19 protein-coding genes are annotated in these 20720 nt (G+C 53.4%); 5 read left to right on the top strand and 14 right to left on the bottom strand.

The features are described from left to right. Positions 1-150 precede the first annotated feature (150 nt). The 3 genes from KP702_RS11930 (at position 151) to KP702_RS11920 (ending at position 2174) form a co-directional block, all read left to right on the top strand. On the top strand, positions 151-669 hold the full coding sequence (locus tag KP702_RS11930; RefSeq protein WP_202207848.1) for a hypothetical protein: 519 nt from the start codon (positions 151-153) through the stop codon (positions 667-669). After that, positions 669-1565 carry a cytochrome-c peroxidase gene (locus KP702_RS11925; protein ID WP_215768999.1) on the top strand — a complete coding sequence of 299 codons (897 nt, stop codon included), beginning with the start codon at positions 669-671 and terminating at the stop codon, positions 1563-1565. Before KP702_RS11930 ends, KP702_RS11925 begins: the two co-directional genes overlap by 1 nt. A 150-nt stretch (positions 1566-1715) precedes the next feature. After that, positions 1716-2174 (top strand): cytochrome c, encoded by a 459-nt coding sequence (locus tag KP702_RS11920; RefSeq protein WP_215768998.1) that lies wholly within the window; start codon positions 1716-1718, stop codon positions 2172-2174. A 74-nt stretch (positions 2175-2248) separates the two neighbouring features. Here the strand turns inward: KP702_RS11920 and KP702_RS11915 are convergent, their stop codons facing one another. From KP702_RS11915 to petA, 3 genes are read right to left on the bottom strand one after another with little or no spacing between them, the layout of a single operon-like run. Next, positions 2249-2935: a cytochrome c1 gene (locus tag KP702_RS11915; protein ID WP_202207850.1), complete on the bottom strand. Its 687-nt coding sequence runs from the start codon at positions 2933-2935 to the stop codon at positions 2249-2251. Continuing rightward, positions 2932-4128: a cytochrome b N-terminal domain-containing protein gene (locus KP702_RS11910; RefSeq protein ID WP_202207851.1), complete on the bottom strand. Its 1197-nt coding sequence runs from the start codon at positions 4126-4128 to the stop codon at positions 2932-2934. The genes KP702_RS11915 and KP702_RS11910 overlap by 4 nt, the downstream gene beginning before the upstream one ends. An 8-nt stretch (positions 4129-4136) precedes the next feature. Beyond that, a complete protein-coding gene (gene petA / locus KP702_RS11905) occupies positions 4137-4793 on the bottom strand; it encodes a ubiquinol-cytochrome c reductase iron-sulfur subunit (RefSeq protein ID WP_202207852.1) in 657 nt (218 codons plus the stop codon). 243 nt (positions 4794-5036) lie between these two features. Here petA and KP702_RS11900 point away from each other — a divergent pair, with 243 nt between their 5' ends. Continuing rightward, the gene (locus KP702_RS11900) at positions 5037-7115 is read left to right on the top strand and encodes a phosphocholine-specific phospholipase C (RefSeq protein WP_215768997.1); all 2079 of its coding nucleotides are present in this window, start codon (positions 5037-5039) and stop codon (positions 7113-7115) included. A gap of 61 nt (positions 7116-7176) precedes the next feature. Here the strand turns inward: KP702_RS11900 and nadC are convergent, their stop codons facing one another. The 7 genes from nadC to KP702_RS11865 all read right to left on the bottom strand — a co-directional run bounded on the left by nadC (position 7177) and on the right by KP702_RS11865 (position 15104). Then, the gene (nadC, locus tag KP702_RS11895) at positions 7177-8034 is read right to left on the bottom strand and encodes a carboxylating nicotinate-nucleotide diphosphorylase (RefSeq protein WP_202207854.1); all 858 of its coding nucleotides are present in this window, start codon (positions 8032-8034) and stop codon (positions 7177-7179) included. An 11-nt stretch (positions 8035-8045) separates the two neighbouring features. Continuing rightward, a complete protein-coding gene (locus tag KP702_RS11890; RefSeq protein WP_202207855.1) occupies positions 8046-9515 on the bottom strand; it encodes an L-aspartate oxidase in 1470 nt (489 codons plus the stop codon). Positions 9516-9517: 2 nt separating this feature from the next. Continuing rightward, positions 9518-10501, bottom strand: coding sequence for a quinolinate synthase NadA (gene nadA, locus KP702_RS11885; RefSeq protein WP_202207856.1), 984 nt, complete (start codon positions 10499-10501; stop codon positions 9518-9520). Positions 10502-10582: 81 nt separating this feature from the next. Then, positions 10583-11464 (bottom strand): NrtR DNA-binding winged helix domain-containing protein, encoded by an 882-nt coding sequence (locus KP702_RS11880; protein WP_202207857.1) that lies wholly within the window; start codon positions 11462-11464, stop codon positions 10583-10585. Between the two features lie 101 nt (positions 11465-11565). Continuing rightward, complete coding sequence (locus KP702_RS11875) at positions 11566-12636, bottom strand: NAD(P)-dependent alcohol dehydrogenase (protein WP_215768996.1); 1071 nt, start codon at positions 12634-12636, stop codon at positions 11566-11568. 105 nt (positions 12637-12741) lie between these two features. Next, on the bottom strand, positions 12742-14100 hold the full coding sequence (locus KP702_RS11870; RefSeq protein WP_202207859.1) for an amidohydrolase family protein: 1359 nt from the start codon (positions 14098-14100) through the stop codon (positions 12742-12744). After that, entirely contained in the window at positions 14097-15104 is a 1008-nt protein-coding gene (locus tag KP702_RS11865) for an ABC transporter substrate-binding protein (protein ID WP_215768995.1), read from the bottom strand. The genes KP702_RS11870 and KP702_RS11865 overlap by 4 nt, the downstream gene beginning before the upstream one ends. Positions 15105-15401: 297 nt before the next feature. On the opposite strand from KP702_RS11865, the gene KP702_RS11860 reads away from it, so the two are divergent. Beyond that, complete coding sequence (locus tag KP702_RS11860; RefSeq protein ID WP_202208012.1) at positions 15402-16439, top strand: isopenicillin N synthase family oxygenase; 1038 nt, start codon at positions 15402-15404, stop codon at positions 16437-16439. A gap of 3 nt (positions 16440-16442) precedes the next feature. Here KP702_RS11860 and KP702_RS11855 read toward each other — a convergent pair whose 3' ends face one another. From KP702_RS11855 to KP702_RS11840, 4 genes are read right to left on the bottom strand one after another with little or no spacing between them, the layout of a single operon-like run. Beyond that, positions 16443-17624: an MFS transporter gene (locus KP702_RS11855; protein WP_202207860.1), complete on the bottom strand. Its 1182-nt coding sequence runs from the start codon at positions 17622-17624 to the stop codon at positions 16443-16445. Between the two features lie 57 nt (positions 17625-17681). Next, a complete protein-coding gene (locus tag KP702_RS11850; protein ID WP_202207861.1) occupies positions 17682-18989 on the bottom strand; it encodes a lipase family protein in 1308 nt (435 codons plus the stop codon). Then, complete coding sequence (locus KP702_RS11845) at positions 18986-19855, bottom strand: methylenetetrahydrofolate reductase (protein ID WP_202207862.1); 870 nt, start codon at positions 19853-19855, stop codon at positions 18986-18988. The genes KP702_RS11850 and KP702_RS11845 overlap by 4 nt, the downstream gene beginning before the upstream one ends. Beyond that, a complete protein-coding gene (locus tag KP702_RS11840) occupies positions 19852-20706 on the bottom strand; it encodes a bifunctional 5,10-methylenetetrahydrofolate dehydrogenase/5,10-methenyltetrahydrofolate cyclohydrolase (RefSeq protein WP_202207863.1) in 855 nt (284 codons plus the stop codon). Before KP702_RS11840 ends, KP702_RS11845 begins: the two co-directional genes overlap by 4 nt. Positions 20707-20720: the final 14 nt, after the last annotated feature.

Genomic DNA, 20720 nt, shown 5'->3' with positions numbered 1-20720 from the left:
TCTGGTATTGCGGGTATGGCGTTCCCAACCATGCCCGCGCTTTTATGGGCTGGCCATCTGACACGTTTCGATGCCGTCATACCTCTGGCAAACTTCCATATTCAGGTGCTTCAATAGACGCACCTGAAAGCTTTGCTGGAAAACATAACCATGAAGCGTGCCCTGCCCGGTATCCTCTCCTTAGCCATGCTTTTTAGTGCCGGTACAGCGTTGGCTGACCCCGCAGCTTGCAAACCTGGAACAACCTCTCTGCCTGCTGGGTATGAGGGCTGGAGCCATCCCACTCCCTTGACGGCCGCCACAAATCAAGCCGGTCTTTCTAACGGTTACCTGACGCTTAATCACGCGGCCACCGTTCATCTGGACCACACTCCTGACGTTCATTTTCTGCAGAGGCCCGCTGAACCGGGCGGAAGTGTCAGTTACGGAGGGATGATTGCTTTCGAGGCTCCCAAGGGTGGGACCTATCGTATCATGCTGCCAAATAAAACGTGGATCGATGTTCTTGGACAGGGTGGCCCAGCTACTTCAACACATCATCAGCATGGTCCCGACTGCTCTGGCATCCGCAAAATGGTGGACTTTCAGCTTTCGGCGGGAAAATATACAGTTCAACTTGCGGGAAGCGGCCTGCAAGACATGCCTGTCATGGTCTCTGCGCTTCCCTGATGCTCCATCAGCTACTGCTATCTCTAGGGCTTCTTATAACCGGGATAGCATTACCAGCGGTTGCCACGGATATTTCCCCACTCGATGCAAAAATCGAGTTAGGGCACAGACTCTTCTACGACGCAGACCTCTCTCTTGACGGCAGTATGTCCTGTGCAACCTGCCATGAGCAGCGTCATGCCTTCTCAGATGGAAATCCGACCCATCCCGGCGTAACAGATGAGGACGGAATCCGGAATGTTCCACCACTCGCGAATGTCGGGCAATTTCATACGCTCACTTGGATCAACCAACATGTCATAACACTGGAAGATCAGTTTTTTATTCCGCTGAGTGGCCATCACCCTGTGGAAATGGGTATGACCAACATGTCAGAACTCTCTCGTCGGCTTTCCCGAAACCTTTGCTATCGCCTTTTGTTTTCGAAAGCTTTTCCTGAAAAACACACTCCGATTGATGCCCGCTCTGTTGCCGAGGCGGTGTCAGCATTCGAGCGAGAGCTAACTTCCTATAAGTCGCCGTGGGACTTGGGATTATCTGACGCGACACGCTCACGAATAAACGGAAAAGAGATATTTCTTGGTAAGGGACAGTGTAGCTCATGCCACCAACCACCTCTATTCACTGACCAAAAATTCCATGCACTGTCGATATCTTATTCCGAACCTATCCGGACCCCTTCTCTACGAAATGTCGAGGTAACCGCACCTTATTTGCATGACGGTTCTGCTTCTACGCTCAAGGACGCCATTCTGGCCCACCCAAAAGGCCAAATACTGTCACAAGCCGAACTGACAGATCTCACCGCATTCCTCAGGCTGCTGACGGATCAGGATTTCCTCTCCGACGCCAAGCTAGGCTTGCCATCTGAAAAATGCCCCCTGAGCACACTGTGATCGAGGCCTGATGATGCGGCTAACTTGCACGATGAAGGTAAAATCGACCGGGCGTTTCCCTGGAGCTGGGCCAATGACTTGGTACGAGGCTTTGATACTGTTACATCAATTTGTTTTTGTTTCACTCAGATGATCTGTCGGGAGCCATCCATGATCAAACGCACAGTTCTTGTTATGGGATTTCTATTCGGAACCGCGCCCATAGCTCATGCAGAAGATGGCCAGGCACTCTACAGCAGCAAGTGCAGCGTGTGCCATCAGGCCGCTGGAATTGGATCGCCGGGGCAGTTTCCCCCCTTAAGCGGAAGAGTTGGTAAAATCGCCTCTTCTCCTGAGGGAAAGGCTTATCTTACAGATGTTCTTCTAAATGGGCTGCATGGTGCGATTGACGTTTCCGACGAGACATACATGGGCTTTATGCCTTCTTTCAAAGCGCTTACAGATAGCCAGATTGCTGCTGTTCTTACGTATGTCTCGTCGCTGAATACGTCTGGTACGGCCCCGGTCTTTTCTGATGATGAAATCAAGGCTGCTCGCGCTACTCCCAAAAAAGCGAAAGAAATTGTGTCGGAACGAGCAGCGCTGAACGCTCTTCATCCGCTGCCGTAAGAGGAATTCATTTTCTGAAAACGAAATTTATTTTCCTGTGACTTCCCTTTAAAAACTATATTGGAAGTCACAGCCTATTCCTTCACCTTTTTCCATATTCTATTTTTGAGAACGAATACCAACATACTCATCACAATAAGATAAATTAACGTATAAATGCCTATTCTATGCCGGGTTTGAAGGTGTGGACGAGCTGTCCATTCCAGGAATGTGCCTACATCCTGTGCCATCTGGGAAATGGTTGCCGACGTCCCGTCTGAGTACTTGACCTGACCAGCATGCAGAGGTTGAGGCATTGCAATATGACGATGCTTCATGGCCAGATTGTAATAAGACCCTTGGGGGAGCACCGCTCCTTCCGGTGCCGAGGCGTAAGATTCCAAAATCTGGATAATACGGGCCGTTCCGCCCTTCTGCGTGAGGGCAAGCCGTGAAAAATCCGGTGGCAAGCCGCCATGATTGGCCATACGGGCCAGATTTTCACTCGGATAGGGTGACCCAATTTTATCGGATGGGTGGGCTGGACGCGTTTTGAGGTCTCCATCGTCATCCAGACCATCAGCAACCTGATGCTGTGCCGCATAGTCCTTGATAGCCGAGACAGACAGGCCGAGTTCTGACAGATCCGAGTAAGCGACATAATTCAGGCTATGGCAGCTACTACAGACCTGCCTGAATACCTGAAACCCACGTTGTTCAGGCGTAGAAGCCATGGCCTGTAAAGGCGAAAGAGCAAGCAAAGCCACGAAAAGATATTTCATTCCGAGCCCTCGTGCTGGACGGTCGGGGATGGTGATGTTTCACGTCGCGACTGAAACGGCAGAAGTACCAAAAAATATAAATACCAGTAGCAAACAGCCACACGGCTGAGCCATAGCCATCCCCCTGCTGGTGGATGCATTCCCGCAAAACCTAGAGCAACAAACGAGAAGAAAAGCAATAAAAGCGCAGGTCGAAGGAGAGGTCGATACCGTGCAGATCTGACAGGGGACTTATCCAGCCATGGCACCGCAAATAATACGCCTATACTTCCTGTCGCGAGGATGAGGCCTCCAAGTTTGGAAGGAACCGCCCTTAAAATCGCATAAAACGGTGCAAAATACCATTCCGGCGTAATGTCCTGAGGCGTCACAAGCGGGTTTGCCTGTACGTAATTCTCTGCAAGAGTCAGAAAATCCGGAGCGAAGAAAACAACTACTGCATAGACGATAAGAAACAAACAAAGCCCCAACCCATCCTTGGACGTATAATAGGGATGAAATGGGACTGTTTCATCAGAGTATTCAGGATCTATTCCTGTCGGGTTATTTGATCCCGCAACATGCAATGTTGCAATATGAAGCGCCACGACGCCAATAATAGAAAATGCTGTCAGGAAATGAAGAACGTAAATTCTGTGTAAAGCAACATTACCAAGGCCCTCCCCTCCCATTAGCCAGGACGTCAGGGCTTTGCCGATCAATGGCACAGTATTGAGCGCATTCACGACAACTGTTGCGCCCCAATAGGACATCTGCCCCCACGGGAGAATATATCCCGCAAAAGCCGTTATCATGACCATTAAAAGCAGTCCGAGCCCAGTGAGCCAGATCAGTTCACGAGGCGCTTTGTAAGATCCGTAATAGAGCCCTCTTGCGACATGAACGTAGAGAGCGGCAAACAGCATGGAAACGCCGCCCATATGAATGGATCGAACCAGCCAGCCCGATGCTACCTGCCGATCTATGGTCTCAATGCTGGAAAATGCATCTGACACTGTCGGAGTATAATTGAGAGCAAGAAAGATCCCGCTCAGCAAAAGCATCCCGAGCGAAACCGTGGCAAAAGCACCGAAATTCCATAGATAATTGAGATTTTTCGGCATTGCGAAATCAACGTATTCACGCCGAAAAGAAGAAACAATCGGGAGACGTTTCTCTACCCACCGGGAGAGATCTTGAGATTTATCGGTCATGAGGACAATCAGATCTGCTGGATAGTCGCGATATCAAAATCTGGATCGCCTTTACTCTTCCCAATGAGAAGGTGCTGATCAGAAATTATCGTCACGGGCGGAACAGGAAGATTATAGGGCGCTGGCGCATCCTTATACGCCCGCCCTGCGATATCGAATTGGGACCCATGGCAGGGACAGGCATATTTCCCGGATCGATCGCCTGACGATGGCGCGTCAAAAGATGGCACACACCCCAGATGCGTACAGATCCCGATCAGAACGCCAATCTCAGGCACAACAGAGCGATGCCAGTTGATCGCATCCTGAGGTTGCTGGTGCATTTTGGACTCTGGGTCACGCAGCCGATGCGCTAGTTCAGGAACACGGAGCGAAGCCAGCATTTCTGGTGTGCGCCGCTGAACGAACACCGGCCATCCACGCCACGTCACCACAAGCTGCTGCCCCGGCGCCAGCTTCGAGCAATCAACCTCAACAGTATCATCTTCGCCAATGCGACTGCTCTGCGTACCATTCAAACTGTTGAGAAACGGATATGCCAGCGCGCAGGCCCCTGCACAGCCCATCCCCAGCGTAACTGTCGCGAGCACATCGCGTCGGCGAGGGTGGTTTTCCTCTTCCAATCCCTGTTGGGATGAGGAAGGAGGTGCATCATCCTGTGTCATGGTGTCCTACTCAAATAACCAGCACAAATCATTCAAGCCCCTATAGGCGAAGTCAATCTCAAACACACTCTGAACCAAACGGCGGCCTGTTTCCGCGCATTCACCTGCGGGTGCCGACGTCCGCTCTTCAACGCCATGCCCGTTCACAAAAGTGACATGAAACATCCTGAATTTCCTTGATGATTTCATCTCCGGAGGCTGATAAGCGTCTTATCACAATCGAGTGTATGGAAGAGATCAACGGTGGCAACAAAACTGAACCGTCGCGGCGTGCTGGGTCTGGGAGCAGGTTTTTCCCTGAGTGCGCTTCTTCCATCCATTCAGCGTGCCCGTGCCATCCCTGCCCGTCGGGACACAGGAACGATCGAAGACGTCCAGCATATTGTTGTACTGATGCAGGAAAACCGATCTTTCGATCACTATCTTGGTCATCTGTCAGGCGTTCGAGGGTATGGAGACCGGCATGTCGTGCGTGGTCCAAACCGCGAACCGATCTGGTGGCAGCAACGGCAGAAAGCCGAAAATGGCTGGATCACGCCGTTCCATCTCCCGACACAAACTACCAGTGCAGAATGCGTGATTGATCTGGACCACAGTTGGGCTCCTACTCACGCAGCGATCAACAAAGGCTGGAACAACCAATGGCCTCGTCACAAGAAAGATATGACGATGGGCTATTACACACGGGAAGATATTCCCTTTCATTACGCTTTGGCTGACGCGTTCACGGTCTGCGATCACTATTTCTGCTCCACACCGACCCAGACACACCCCAACCGTTTTTACCTCATGTCTGGCACCGTTGATCCCAATGCGACAGGCGGTGGCCCGATCCTCGACAATGTGGATTGGGTAGACAGAGATTTTTATCCCAAAGTGCCTGAGCCTTTCACCTGGACGACCTACCCTGAGCGCCTTCAGGAGGCCGGTGTGTCATGGCAGGTTTACCAGCAGGGCCTGTCTGGCGCCGATGTTGAGAATGGTAATTTCGGCACAAACGTTTTGATGTGTTTCAAGAATTTCGCTGACGCCAAGCCGGGATCAGCCCTGCATGAGCGCGCCATGACTGCGCGAACCCTTGATCACTTGAAACAGGATGTTCTGGCGGATCGGCTGCCACAGGTGTCATGGATCCTGCCTCCGGCGGCATATTCTGAACACCCCCGGTGGACGCCCGGCTACGGTGCAACCTTTATTGCTCACGCGCTCGATGCCCTGACGGCAAATCCGGATGTCTGGGCCAAAACCGTTTTTCTCGTGATGTATGATGAGAACGACGGGTATTTTGACCATATGCCGCCCCCACAGCCTCCCACACCGGTTCTCCCAGGTCAGAGCACGGTGACGACCAGAGACGAAATTCACAATCATCTCCAGAGCTTCAGGCCAGACCGCTACAAGGCAGACGATCTTCCTTATGGCCTGGGGCCGCGTGTACCCGCTTTCGTTATCTCTCCCTGGAGCACAGGGGGCTTTGTCTGCTCCGAAGTGTTTGACCACACCTCTGTGCTACGCTTCATCGAAGCCCGTTTTGGCGTCAAAGAAACCAATATTACGCCATGGCGCCGCGCAGTCTGCGGCGACTTAACCAGTGCGTTCGATTTTTCGCGCAAAACTACGGTTAAGCCGCCGCTTCCGGACACGGCCGCCTACAGGAAAATTGCTGACGCATCCTGCAAGCTTCCCTCGCCCGTTATTCCTCATCAGAGCACCCTCGACGATATCGGCAACCAGGAACGAGGGGCACGCTTGGCAAGACCACTGCCATACAAACTCTCTGCAGACCTCCTGGAGACCAGTGCAGACAGCGTGACTTTCGAAATCCGCAATGACGGCACATCCGGGGCGTGTTTTTACGTTTATCGTGACGGAACCGAGGAGACCCCTCGCCGGCATACTCTGGAGCCGGGAAAAGCCATCACTGACATTTGGAAAATAAAGAGCGCAGGACAGCACGACTTTACCATTCTCGGGCCAAATGGTTTTGCGCGTTACTTCCAGAACGCGAAACCTATGGATATCCACGTTCAAGCGCGGGGAGACGCTCGAACCGGCAATCTGGTCCTAAACCTCAAGAATACTGCGTCCACAGAAAAGAAGGTCAGGATCCAGGATAACGCTTATGGTGCGGAAGACCGTTTTCTTACCCTTGAAGGAAATCAGTCGGCATCCGTCTCCGTTGATCTCGATGCCAGTCATCACTGGTATGATCTTGTTCTCTCCTGCTCCGATGAACCGGGCAATCAAGCTCGATTTGCCGGGCATGTAGAAACCGGACAAACGAGCATCACAGACCCTGCCATGGGCAACGTCCTGGCCTGACGGACACAGTCATACTCTCGGCAAGAGCATACTTTGGAATGCTCTTGCCGGAAAAACCAGCTTAGCCGCTTATATCAAGGCCGATATCCAGCGCTTTGACCGTATGTGTAAGCCAGCCCAACGACAAAACGTCCACCCCGGTCTCTGCAATCGGGCGTGCCGTCTCCGGTGTAATTCCACCGGATGCCTCAGCAATAGCGCGACCATCGATAAGTCTGACAGCTCTACGAAGTGTTTCCACACCCATATTATCGAGAAGGTAAGCATCTGCTCCGCCAGCCGCGAGGGCTTCTTCGAGCTGATCGAGCGTATCGACCTCCAGCTCAATCTTCATCAGATGCCCCGCCCGCTGACGCGCCGCCTTCAAAGCTGCTGAGACGCCCCCGCATAAAGCCAGATGATTGTCCTTGATCAGGATGGCGTCATCAAGCCGATATCTATGACTGGCACCACCACCTGCACGTACCGCATATTTCTGAACCGCTTTAAGGCCAGGAAGCGTTTTGCGTGTACAGCAGATCCGAGCCTCCGTGCCATGAACGGCATCCACGATCGCCCGCGTCGCTGTAGCGATACCGCTCAGGTGCGAGAGTAGATTTAACGCCGTGCGTTCGCCTGCCAGAACCGTACTCGCAGACCCGTCAATGACGGCCAGGACATCCCCGGCCCCAATCCTGTCGCCATCCTGTCTGTGAGAAATAAACTCAGCCTTGCGGTCAAGAAGACTGAATGCAAGGTGGGCCCCCTGCAACCCAGCCAGAACGCCGTTTTGTCTTGCACGAAAAACTGCCTGAAGGGGCTGTTCAGGATCAAGAAGAGCCTGTGTCGTCAGATCTCCGCCCGTTCCCAGGTCTTCAACAAGCGCGGCACGAACTACAGGTTCCCAGAGAAGATCAGGCAGAAAGGTCTGAAAGGTCATGCAATGTGTCCTTATGGCGAAGGAAGATCAGTTATGGTCAGCACAGTTCGGTTAGGCATCGTTTGACTTGGAAAGTCCGTGCGCCAGTGGCTTCCACGGCTCTCCTTACGTTTCAGGGCAGACGATGCAACGAACGCGGCAATGAGCGCTTCATTACTAACGTGGATATCAGGAAGAATTGTTTCAAAAAGGGCCTGCAATCCACGCTCGTCCCTGAGCAGTCCGGCATACTGGCTCATGAGTGAGGCCAAATCATGCACAGCAGGAGCATTGCTGACTTCGCGCGGCACAATCGTCCCGAACGGCACCTTTGGAAGCATGCTGCTGTCGATGCTTTCTGCGACCCATTTCCCGGTTACGAAGGCTTCGAGCAATGAATTACTCGCCAGGCGATTAGCGCCATGAAGGCCGGTACAAGCCGCTTCTCCGCAGGCCCACAGACCCGGCACAGAGGTACGCCCCTGCTCATCAACATCTAGGCCACCCATGTGATAGTGCATTGCTGGACTGACCGGGATGAGCTGTGCGTCCGGATCAATCCCCATGGCCATGCATGACGCTTTTATGCCCGGAAACCTCAGACTAAAGGGCGTTTTTCCTATTGCCCGCGCATCCAGAAAAACGTCGTGTCCGCTTTGAATATGAGCCGAAATCGCTCGCGCGACGATATCGCGTGGCTGGAGTTCTTCCGTAAATCTGTTTCCAGTTTCATCGACCAGACGAGCACCCGCCCCGCGTACCGCTTCGCTCACCAGAGGTCTGCGGCCAGTCTGCCCGACGCCTTTAAGAGCTGTTGGATGAAACTGGGTAAATTCCATATCGATTAATCTGGCGCCGGCACGTGCAGCATAAGCCAGACCGTTCCCGGTCAATGTTTCAGGACTAGTGGTACAGTCGTAAAGAGCGCCAATGCCTCCGGAGGCGATGACGCAGCATGAGGTGGACAGAAAACCTTGTGAGGTTCTGACTCCAACAAGGCGCTCTTCCTCCGTAACCAAGCCCTCTAATCGCGCTCCTTCCAGAACAGTGACGGTATCGAGACTTCGAACACGCTTTATCAACGTCTGCATGATCGCAGAACCGCTTCCATCTCCGCCGACATGGAGAATACGGTGTCTGGAATGGGCGGCCTCCAGATGCAGGTCCAGTGCTTCGCCCTTCTTTGCAAAAGGGACGCCCCACTCGAGCAAGGTCCTGATGGCGTCAGGTGCCGAGCTCGTAATCAGTTTCACTATGTGGGAAACACTGAGGCCGGCACCTGCGGCTAACGTGTCCTGAGCGTGCAGATCCGGTGAATCTTCTGCTCCAACTGCGGCTGCAATTCCCCCCTGAGCCAAAGAACTCGCCGCCTCGTGCCCTAACGGAGCCGGGCTGAGAACAACACAGGGCTGGCGAAGGTGCAGGGCAGCGGAAAGACCTGCCAGTCCTGCCCCTACGATAACGGGTTGCCCAGCGAGGTGACTTAAAAGAATGTCCTTCACAATTAGATTGCCAGCATTCTCTCGACCGCCATGCGGGCTCGCCCTTCAAGCTCGGACGGAATGGTTACCGGAGTTTCGAGTTTTTCGAGCGCTCTGCGGATTCCTGCCAACGTAATGCGCTTCATGTGTGGGCAAAGATTACACGGGCGAACAAACTCGGTTTCCGGATTCAGCGCGGCCAGATTGTCGCTCATCGAGCATTCTGTCACCAGCAACACTTTTTCCGGGCGGTGGGTCGCGACGTAGTCAATCATATTGGCGGTGGAACCGGAATAGTCCGCCTCGGCAACCACGTCTGGCGGGCATTCAGGATGCGCTATGACCGTCACACCTGGATGAATTCGCCGATACTGCCGAATTTCCTGCGGTGTAAAGCGTTCATGCACTTCACAATGACCCGCCCAGGTCAGCATTTCGATGCCTGTTTCGTTCTCGATGTTTTGAGCCAAAAATTCGTCTGGAATCATGATAACGCGCGGAACACCCAGGCTTTCCACAACGCGTTTAGCATTGCCGGATGTGCAGCAGACGTCTGTTTCCGCTTTCACTTCCGCTGTACTGTTCACGTAGGTGACAACCGGAACTCCCGGATAGCGCCGCTTCATCTCCCGGACGTTTTCCGCCGTTATGCTCTCTGCCAAAGAACAGCCAGCCCGATCGTCCGGAATTAGAACCGTCTTGTCGGGATTCATCAGCTTGGCAGTTTCCGCCATGAAATGAACGCCCGCCATGACAATGATGTCTGCATCGAGGTTCTGGGCATCACGAGCCAGAGCCAGACTGTCTCCGCGGATGTCCGCGACACAGTGGAAAATTTCCGGCGTTTGATAGTTATGAGCCAGAATAACCGCATTTCGTTCGCGTTTCAGGCGAAGAATAGCCTCGATGTCATCCGCGTATAAACGTTCCCAATCCTCCCGCGCCATCAGGCGGGAGACAGGTTCGTAAAGCCTGTCACGGCTTTCCAAGACATGCTGACGGCCCATGACGGACTCCGTAATAACATTATGCTCCCATTGAGCATAATGTATCTTACAGTATTCACAAGCCTGTCGGTCAACACGTTTTCAGGAGAAGGTTCCCAGTGGAAGCTTGGCCCCTGTCAGATAGCAGTTTTCAGAATTGTCCTTCCGGAACCTGTAAAGCCGCGCAGGTCTTCCCTGAACCCCGCTCTCGTAGCGATCGGTTTCGCTGACCAGATCCTGATTTTGTACCAATCGACGAAAATTCTGCTTGTGCATCAAACGCCCCGAAAGGGCTTCCATCGCCTGTTGGAGTTGAAGAAGCGTAAATTCTTCGGGCACAAGCTCGAACACGACAGGCGTGTAACGAATTTTTGCTCTTAAACGAGACATCGCCGTTGCGAGAATACGCCGATGATCCCAGAGCATGGGAGTCTCTCCCAGCCCGGCGCTACAATGGGGTGACTCTTGGACCAGACCAGCCTCCCATAGTAGCTCATAACGCTCCAGCACGGCTTCGTCGTTCCAGCTTTCTCCGTTTAAACCGAACGTGACCTTGCAGCGGTCCAGCCTCTCCTCCTCATGGGCAGCCCACTCAAGAAGTGCTCGCTCAATGGACTTGAGAAGCGTAACACTCCCTTCTGTTCGGCGGTCTTCCCAGGGAAAGTACTGATACCATCCCCTCCATCCCGCCTGATCACCACTGTCGCGCGTCAAAGCCATGTAGGAAATACGCACAAGCCGTTCAGTTTCAGCAGGAACAGAGTCGCCGAACGTATAGAGTTGCTCAACATGGCCCAGGCGGAACCCCGTAAGTTCTTCTACCCAATGGCGCACACCACGCTGCAGTGATGAGTGTTCCGTTTCCAAGGCACCGGCAGGTAAGCAGGCTCCGTTCTGAACGGTCAGAACTTCTGGTGTTCCGCTCTGGAGTGTAGTCAGGACGGCAACCAGTTCCGCCCGACACGTCGCAACGTGATGATTCATTCTAAAATCATGTCTTCCCGTTGGGTAGAAACTCCAGAAGTAAAGCTTTTCTTAGGAAGGAGGCTGGGAGTTTCTTGCTACCACCTCCCCTCCCTAAGGTTTCAGCCTGCGATGCTGTCTGGCATGGACGCCATATCGATCACGAAGCGGTATTTGACGTCTGAACGCAGGACGCGCTCATACGCCTGATTGATCTCATCCATCCGAATGATTTCCACGTCACTGACGATGTTATGCTGCCCGCAGAAATCAAGCATTTCCTGCGTTTCCTGAATACCGCCGATAGCGGAGCCAGCCAGACTACGGCGCTTGGCAACAAGGCTGAACGCCCCAACAGACATCGGCTTTTCCGGCAGTCCTACAAGCACCATATGTCCGTCCTGCTTCAGCAGGGACAGGTAGGCATTGATGTCATGATCTGCCGACACAGCATCAAGAATGAAATCAAAGCGGTTAGCCTCGGCAGCCATCGCTTGTTCATCGCGGGAAATGACAACCCGGTGTGCACCAAGTCGCTTCCCATCTTCAACTTTACTCGGAGACGTTGTGAACAGGGTCACTTCGGCACCAAGCGCAACGGCAAATTTGACCCCCATATGGCCAAGTCCACCAAGCCCGACAACACCAACACGATGCCCGGCTCCAATTTTCCAGTGAGACAACGGAGACCATGTCGTGATCCCGGCGCAAAGTAATGGTGCTGCCGCCGCCGGATCAAGATTTTCAGGAATACGCAGGACGAAACCTTCATCGACAACGATAGCGCGCGAATATCCGCCGAACGTGTAGGCGCCTTCTGCCGGGAATGCCGGATCGGGGCTGTTGTATGTCCATGTTGGACTGGTATCACAATACTGCTCCAGACCAGCCTCGCAGGACGCGCAGGTTCGACATGAATTCACCATGCACCCCACGCCCACACGGTCACCGACTTTAAAGCGTGTTACGTCTGGGCCAACCGCTTTGACATGTCCAATAATCTCATGCCCCGGCACGCATGGATAAGAAGCAGGCCCCCATTCGCTCCGTGCGGTATGGATGTCAGAGTGACAGACACCGCAGTGGGTAATGTCAATCTGCACGTCCAAAGGACCGCAGTCACGGCGCTCAAAAGCGAAGGGAGCCAAGGGAGATGTCGGGCTGGAGGCCGCGTAACCAACACAGGTAAGCATTGCAGGTCCTTGTCGAGACAGAAGAATCAAAGCGTCAAAACGATTGATCCACTCTAACAGGAAGTCCCGCTGAACTGTACCCATGCTGAGTTGGCACAGGTTTCTTCAGGCACGCGTAAGACAACCCACAACGTCACGAGCCTCTGCCAGTAAAGCCTCAAGATCCAGTCCGGGAATAGAACCATCCACTACCACGGGCACACCATCCATCAGGACATGACGTACAGTTGTGGCACCTGACACGACCGGAGCAATCAGTGGATCATGCAATCCAGCACATCTGGGTGCATCCAGACCATAAATAACCAGATCCGCCGCTGCGCCGACCTCAACTCGGCCGACATCAGGAAGCCCCAGGATTTGCGCTCCCGCGGATGTTGACCAGCGCATAACATCCTCGGCCGTAACAGCATCAGCACCGTGAACTGCGCGATGAATCATCCACGCACAATGCATCTCTGCCCCCATGTCACAGGCTTCATTGGATGCTGCCCCATCAACTGCCAGCGATACGCGCCCGCCCAGAGCGTCCAAGGCTGGTGCAGGCGCGATCCCTGAACCAAGGCGGCAGTTACTCTGAGGACAATGCGCCATACCGGTCCCGGTTTGGGCCATAAGCGCTAGTTCGCTCTCATCAAGATGAACCAGATGCGCAAACCAGACGTCCTCTCCAACCCAACCATGCTCGGCAACAAACTGAAGGGGTCGCATTCCGTAAGTTTCCAGACAGAACCGGACATAGTTCTCCGTTTCAGACAGATGCGAGTGTAGCGAAATACCCATACTTCGGGCAGCGATAGCCATTTCCCGAAGCTCGTCCGGCGTGACGCCCCAGGTTGGTGTGTTAGGGGCCAGAGCAATTCGGCGTTTCGCGTTCGGGCCCGATTGATGATACCGGCCGACAAGCCCTTCGACACGTTTCATCATCACATCCAGCGTTTCCGTCGGGGCTGGAATAATATCGTCCGTATCAAATTTCCTGGCGCGCGTGGTGCCACCACGTGCCAGAACATAGCGCAGACCCAGATCTTCAGCGGCTTCAAACAGAACGGCAGCCGGATCATATGCATACATATCTGCAAACAGATAATGATGATCAGCGACCGTCGTGCATCCTGACAAGAGCAGTTCCACCATTCCAACCCGGGCCGCCACATTGAGCGCCCGCTCATCTATGCGGTTCCAGTAAGTATTGGGCACAAGGCGAAGCCATGGCTCCAATGGCTTATTAATGGCCGTGGGAACCGCTTTGAGCACACTCTGAAAAAGGTGATGATGCGTGCTTATAAGCCCGGGAGTTGCAATTCCTCCCTTGGCGTTCAGAACCTTCTCTCCAGAGCCAGGTGCCAAACGACCGATTTCAGTGATCCTGCCGTCGCGAATGCGAATGTCACCGGTACGTCTAGCGGCATCGCCGCGTAGTCCAGTTAAAATTCCACCGATATTCTGTATCAGTAAGCTCATGCTGGCATCACCCGGAGAGTATCCACAAACTCTGTGGTGAAGGCACTTTTCCAGTCAGCATCGGCTGGCAAAAGGTTTTGGCTGACCATAAAGTCCCGTGTGGCCTGCCACCGGGCAAGCGTCATCGCGCCAAGACCTCGCTCTTTGACATCTGGGGATGACAGAGCATCTGCTTTTTTCAGCCCCGCATAGCCGAAAGCCAAGTGCTCCAGCGTCATGTTGGGGTTAGCTTTGAGGATCAGAGCATTCCCCGGATTGGGATTTTGAAAATAATCCCGCCATCCCATCAAAGACGCTTTTACAAAGCTGCTTACCTTTTTTTTATCCGTCGCAACCATCTGCTGAGTGGTGACCATAGGGGCGCCATAGGGCGGATAACCCAGATCCTTGAACAGGAAAAACTCGACCGGCATTCCTTTCTGTCTGGCATCCCACAGTTCGGAGGATGCATAAGCCTGAACGGCCATTTCCTGATCTAGAAAAAATGGCTGGAGATTGAAAGAATAAGGCCTCGCCTGCTCTTCCCTGTAACCAAAGCGATTTTTGAGCCATGGCCAGAACGTCGCATGGGAAGACGCTGCTATCAGAATTGGGTGGTCACGGAGCTGGCTGAGATCCTTGACGCCAGCATGAGTCATCAGGCCCTGCTGATCGTGCTGAAATGTACTGGCTACCGCAACAAGAGGAATTCCAGAGGCGACGGCGGAAAGAAGCTGGAAGTCGTAGCCAGTAATGAAATCTGCACGGCCGGCAGCCAGAAGCTGAGGAACATTCATTTGCGGGCTGGCAGCCTCTATCGTAACGTTCAGTCCTTCCTGTGCGTAATACCCCTTGGCTAGAGCTTGATAAAACCCACCAAACTCAGCTTGTGCATACCAGGATGTTATAAGCTTGACGGGCGTCCCCGCATTTTGCGCCCTACTGGTGAGCGGCATGGATAATTCGCCGAGACTTCCAGCCAACCCCAAAAGGGTTTGCCTGCGACTGAGAGACATCCTGGACATACGGAGCGTTCTCCATTCTTCATTCAATCATAGTTTATGAATCGAAATGGTTTTCATGAAAGTGCCTAATTTGAGAATATTGAAATGCTTTTATGAGAACGGCTTTTATAATTGACAGGCAAATGCCCACCATGTTTTGTGTTGAAAACGAGTAGAAGCGGTCGAAGCCCTGTTACAGGCTTTGGGCATTGCTCCAACAGATCCGGATCACGGCTCTGGTTGGGGGCATTTGCCATGATTGATCGCTATAGCCCCTCACCCTGCCGTAGTTCCGTCTCTGTTGTCTTCAATACGTTTATGGAGAAAACGAGTATGGTCCCGACAGGTCTGAGCGAACTTGAAACCGAACGCCATATTGGCGGAATGGGGACGAATATCGCCCGTCAAATTCCCAGGATCGATCTGTCCTCTTTTGAAGAGCGGAAATACCAGATTGCCGACGAACTTTGGTCTGCAGCCACGGAAATCGGTTTTTTTCAGGTTTATAATCACGGCATTCCGCAGAACGACATAGATCGAGCGTTTTCACTGGCAACAGCCTTCTTTGCCCTCCCTAAAGAGGCAAAGGCCCGCCTTCCCCTCAAACCTGGTACGAACGCCGGATGGGAGTTTCAGGAACAGGTGCGGCCCTCAACAGGTACACCTGACCATAAAGAATCATTTCAGATCACCCTTCCCAGAATGGCGGCTCTATGGCCAACAGAGCATGACGCGCCGAACTTCAAGGAATTCCTGTCTCACTTCGAGCACCAGAACTGGCTTCTGGGTATGAAGATCCTGTCCTGCTTTGCCATCAAACTCGGATTTGACGAAAAGTTCTTCACCGAACTGCACGACCCGTCCTCTTCTGACTACCAGTGCACCCTGCGTCTCATTCATTATATGAGCATGGAGAATGCTCTGCCGGAGGACTTCAAACGCTGGCGTGCAGGCGCCCATTCGGATTTTGATTGCCTGACACTTCTTCATCAGCGAACAGGCGAAGGCGGCCTTCAGGTTTGCCCTGGGAAGGATGCAAAGAGCGGGGCATGGACCGACGTTGAACCCGTCTCAGGATATGTGACCTGCAATATTGGTGACATGCTGATGCGGTGGAGCGACGACAAGCTACTGTCCACGCTTCATCGTGTTCGCATGCCACAACCGGGCGAATATCTTGGTGAGCGTCTCTCCATCCCCTTTTTCTGCCAAGCCAATCGGGATGCAATCATTCAGGGGCCAGAGAAGAAATATGCTCCGATCTCGGCCCAGAACTATCTTCTGGAACGCCTGAAGGCTAATTTTGCGGCGACTGAATCGAAAGGCAGTACCACAGTAACTGGTGCTGCCCTTTAAAGATCAAGCCAGCGCCTTACGTTGCCTGACCTGGAAAATTGTCAGGCAACCCATTCCCAGGGCGCAGAACGCAAACAGGGCATAACTGGTCCAGAGCGTTGTTGAGAAGTACAGGTAAGGCATCAGAACTGCCGAGACGGAAATAAACTGGCCGACCGTGCCTGCAACAACGCCACGGGTCTTCCTGTCTGTCGCAACCACCGGCAGCAAAGACATCCCTGCACCACTTAGGCCGCTATAGGCGAATGTCCAAAGAAATAGCCCGGCAGACGCGACCAGCATCGTGCTTCCCGGGAAAAGCAGCAGCCATTGAGCCAGCATGCCAATAGCCGCCATGATGCAGAACATCACCCGGGAACGACGCTCCGTTCCGACACACAGACTGACAATCAGCCCACCAGCCAGCATGACGACAATCTTGATGATCGCGACTTCTGCGGCAGACGCAGCCAAACTCACATGGTGAACGCGCGCAAGGTAAGACGGCGCGATCAAACTGGTTCCATAAGCAATCCCATTCGGGAGCGTTACTGACAGCCCGAGAGCCGTGACCAGCCAAGGTGACAGTCGCTTGGCCGGACCGCTTTCAGTCAAGACAACCGGCGGCTCTTTCAAGCCAGCTAGTGTCAGAACACCAACAGCAAGAATAACAACCATCAGCGCCATATGGGCCGTGCAGGCTGCCTGCCAGCGTCCCCCATTCAAAAAAGGAATGGCGAGCAGAAGACCGGCTGAATATCCGGCCGGGGCAAAAGTGGACCAAAATGCCAAAGCTTTGGAGCGACTTTTTTCCGGCAGATAGCGCATAAACAACACCGGAGAACCCGCTGTCGCAAACGCAAACCCACATCCACACAACATAAGCCCGATCCGTAGGCTCCACAACGTGGATGTTGATAGGAGAAGACTGTCACCAATCAACGTAAGAACAATGGAAATTGGAAAGGCGCGCTTTACGCCAATACGGTCAACCACCATGCCGAACAGGAAGGATGTGAAGGCTGCGGGCACGGAAAAGAAGGACAAACTGGTGCCCACAGGTCCCGGAGAAACATGTCGAGCTTCCGCAATCGCACTGATAAACGGAACCACCAGTCCGACAACGGCCATGGATACTGCCGAATAAACGTAAATCACCAAAACAAGAAAGAGATGATAGCCTGATCTGTCGCTCGTGGTCTGCATAGTCTCATATCCTTGAAAAGGCCGGCCACGGGTCCGGCTAAGGGCTATTCAGTCGATTCAGTTATTCCATGGAACATTCGGAAGGGCTGCCTCTACAGGTCCGGGAGGCTTGATTGAAGCGCAGTTCTGCTGAGGCTTTTGGCCAGCCAGAAGTCTCTTCACAAAGGGAACGGAGTCCTTGAGAGACACATTGACTGCACCATTATGGGTCATGCCCGGATAGCGCTTCCAGAAGACATGCGTTCCTGCATCGCACATGGCTGCCACAGCGTTATACTGCCCGTTCACCCCGGCCTCATCATCGGCCAGACCTGTCCCGGCAAAAACGGGAAAGCTGATCTTCGCGTTCGGGATCGTGAATGCTGCATCATGGCCTGCTTCAAAAGCAGAAAGCTTCTCGTTGAACAGTGCACTACTCTGCACTTTTAACTGATCCGCCTTGTCGAAAAGATCATGAAGGCACGCATGTCGGGCAATCTGGGACATGTGGTGCCCCGCGCTTGTCATGACCGTATGACTGTCTGTTTCGGGCTGTAAAGATTGATCAGAACCTTCGACCCGAAGCATGGCAAATGCGGAATCCATTTTGCTAGCATCTGTATAGACTTCGGGGATGGGAGCATGTCTGGCTCCGGGCGGCACAGCAAAGCCTGTCACGAGACCCGTTGCAACCACACCATGAATATTCAACTCAGCAGCATATGAGGGGGCCAGCCACGCTGCTCCCAGCGCTGCGCCAGAGCCTTGAGACTGCCCAACGAGCACAATCCAGTTCCGGATCTCGTCGGGAAAACCTTTGAGGGAAGCTCGTAGCCCGTCCAGAACACTGTACCCTTCGGGGCGATAAAACAGATATGGATGCGGTCCCGGTGTCCCTAAACCTTGATAATCGGTCGCGACAACAACAAACCCCTCAGACAGCCAACGTGAGAGGTAAGCCTTATCCCGGCTCGAATAGCCGCGCCATGATGGAGCGCAGACATCCGCAATTCCCGTTGTTCCATGTTCCCAGGCGACAACAGGCCATCCCCCGGCTGGCGGTTGACCTTTTGGGAAAAGGACCTGCCCTGAAACCGTTACGAGATCGCCTTTTTTCATCCCATTATTGGCAGAGTACAGGATCCTGACCCCATGACTGGCTCCTTGAGGGAGTTTGGTCGGATCCATTTCTTCATGCTGTATCAGCTGTCCCGGTATTGGCGGAGTAGCTGAAGTGGCCCTGTAAAAGGCACTCACGCCCCCGTCACCGTACCGGTCATCAACCGGGAGATTTGAAGAGGACGCATGCGGTGATGTTGAACACCCTCCAAGCCCCAATAGAAGCGCACCCGCCGCACATGTCAGGCCCGACAGTTTTTTTGTCATGAATGGTCTCCAGTGCTGAGAGAAAGTGTACGACGCCACTCCAGCGTGCGAGCAATCGCTCCAAACGGGTAAAAGTGTAGTCCGCGGAAATTGGTGTTAGGTGTTTCGGCAACTTCTCGGGCAACGGCATCCACAAGAGGCAGCGGATTACACGGCATAAACCAGCGATGAAGTTTCCAACGTTGACGCTGCATGAAACGCAAAGATTGCCCAACACCACAGGCCAGACCATACCGCACCAACGTTTTTGGCGTTGTCAGCCCGTAAACTCCCAGGTTGATTGGCAGTGTAATGCCCTCTTCCCTTAGCCGTTTCTCCCAAGCAAGGACTGGAGCAGCATCAAAGCAGAACTGCGTTACGATCTGCATATTCAAACCCTGCGCCCGTGCAAGATCCTGTTTGCGGCGCATATACTCCAGCAATGTTGCCTCGGAGGCTTGCGGGTGCCCTTCAGGATGCCCCGCAACGTAGACAGTGCGAATGCCCGTGCGAACAGGGATCTCTGTTTCCAAAACCTGTACTGTATCCGCGAAGATGCCAGCAGGTTTCTCTGCTCCCCCTGCGATCAGGAGCATCCGCGGAATATCCCGCTCACTCAACGCAGTGCAGATTTCCTGCAAATGGTCTTTATTGCGGATAGAGCGGACCGCTACATGAGGAACAGGTAGATAGCCACATAGTTTTAGCAGGTCACAGGCAGCCAAGACGTCTGCAAAGGGAACACCTGGAAGCCAGGTGACGAAAACCCTCGACCCACAGGCGAGATCGGGCAGAACACCCGAAAGCTCCAGAATACGGGACGGCAGAAGCTCAATGGAGCTTTCCTTCATGAGCTCCGCACGCACTCGGCCGACCGATACAGTCATGCAGCAATCCTTTTTTCCGCGAGGTCCAGAACGGTTTTGAGAAGCATCATGCGTGTCATCACGCCAAAGCTTCGATCAGGCGGGGTCATCCAGCTCGCAATCTCAGCAACCGCAGGGTGAACATCGCCTTGCAAAGAGCCTTCGGGCCAGCTCATGCCAACATCAATGACCACCGCTCCGGCGCGAACCATATCAGGTGTCACAAGATGCGCTGAACCCGCTGCTGCTATAATGACATCGGAATTCCTAAGCACATCCTTAAAATTTCTACTCTTACGATGCAATGACGTAACGGTTGCATTCCTGCTCTTTCCAGAAAGCAAGAGTGTCGCCGGACCTCCGACAAGGCGCCCTCGCCCCAAAACAGAGACATTTGCCCCTTCCAGGACAAGGCCCGTCTGCTGCAACACTGCATCAATTCCCCTCACAGTGCAGGGAATAACAGACGGATCTGATGTCGTCAGAGACATCAAATTCACAGGGTGAAGACCATCAACATCTTTCTCGGCGCTGATCGCCTGAAGAACCTGTCCCTCATTCAAATGTGCGGGCAAAGGAAGTTGAACCAAAATTCCGGTAATAGATGTGTCTCTATCAAGCCGCAGGATCTGGTCCAAAAGGTCAGCCTGCGTAACCGTTTCGGACAAAACAATCTTCTGGACTGCAATCCCAACCTTTTTGCAGTCCTCAATTTTGCGACTGACGTATGTAGCGCTATGCGGGTCATCGCCGACCTCCACTAGCGCCAGACAGGGAATAATCCCCTTTCGCGTCAACGCTGCGGCCCTGCCCTTGCTCTCTTCTAGAAGTGTGAGGCCCAGGGCGTCCAGGTCAAAGAAACGAGCAGTCACCGCATTTACTCCCC

Origin of the sequence: Gluconobacter sp. P5B12 (assembly GCF_018812035.1) — a bacterium.
Taxonomy (GTDB): domain Bacteria; phylum Pseudomonadota; class Alphaproteobacteria; order Acetobacterales; family Acetobacteraceae; genus Gluconobacter.
The sequence above is the reverse complement of the archived record's forward strand: the minus strand, read 5'-3'. Positions and strand labels throughout refer to the sequence as shown.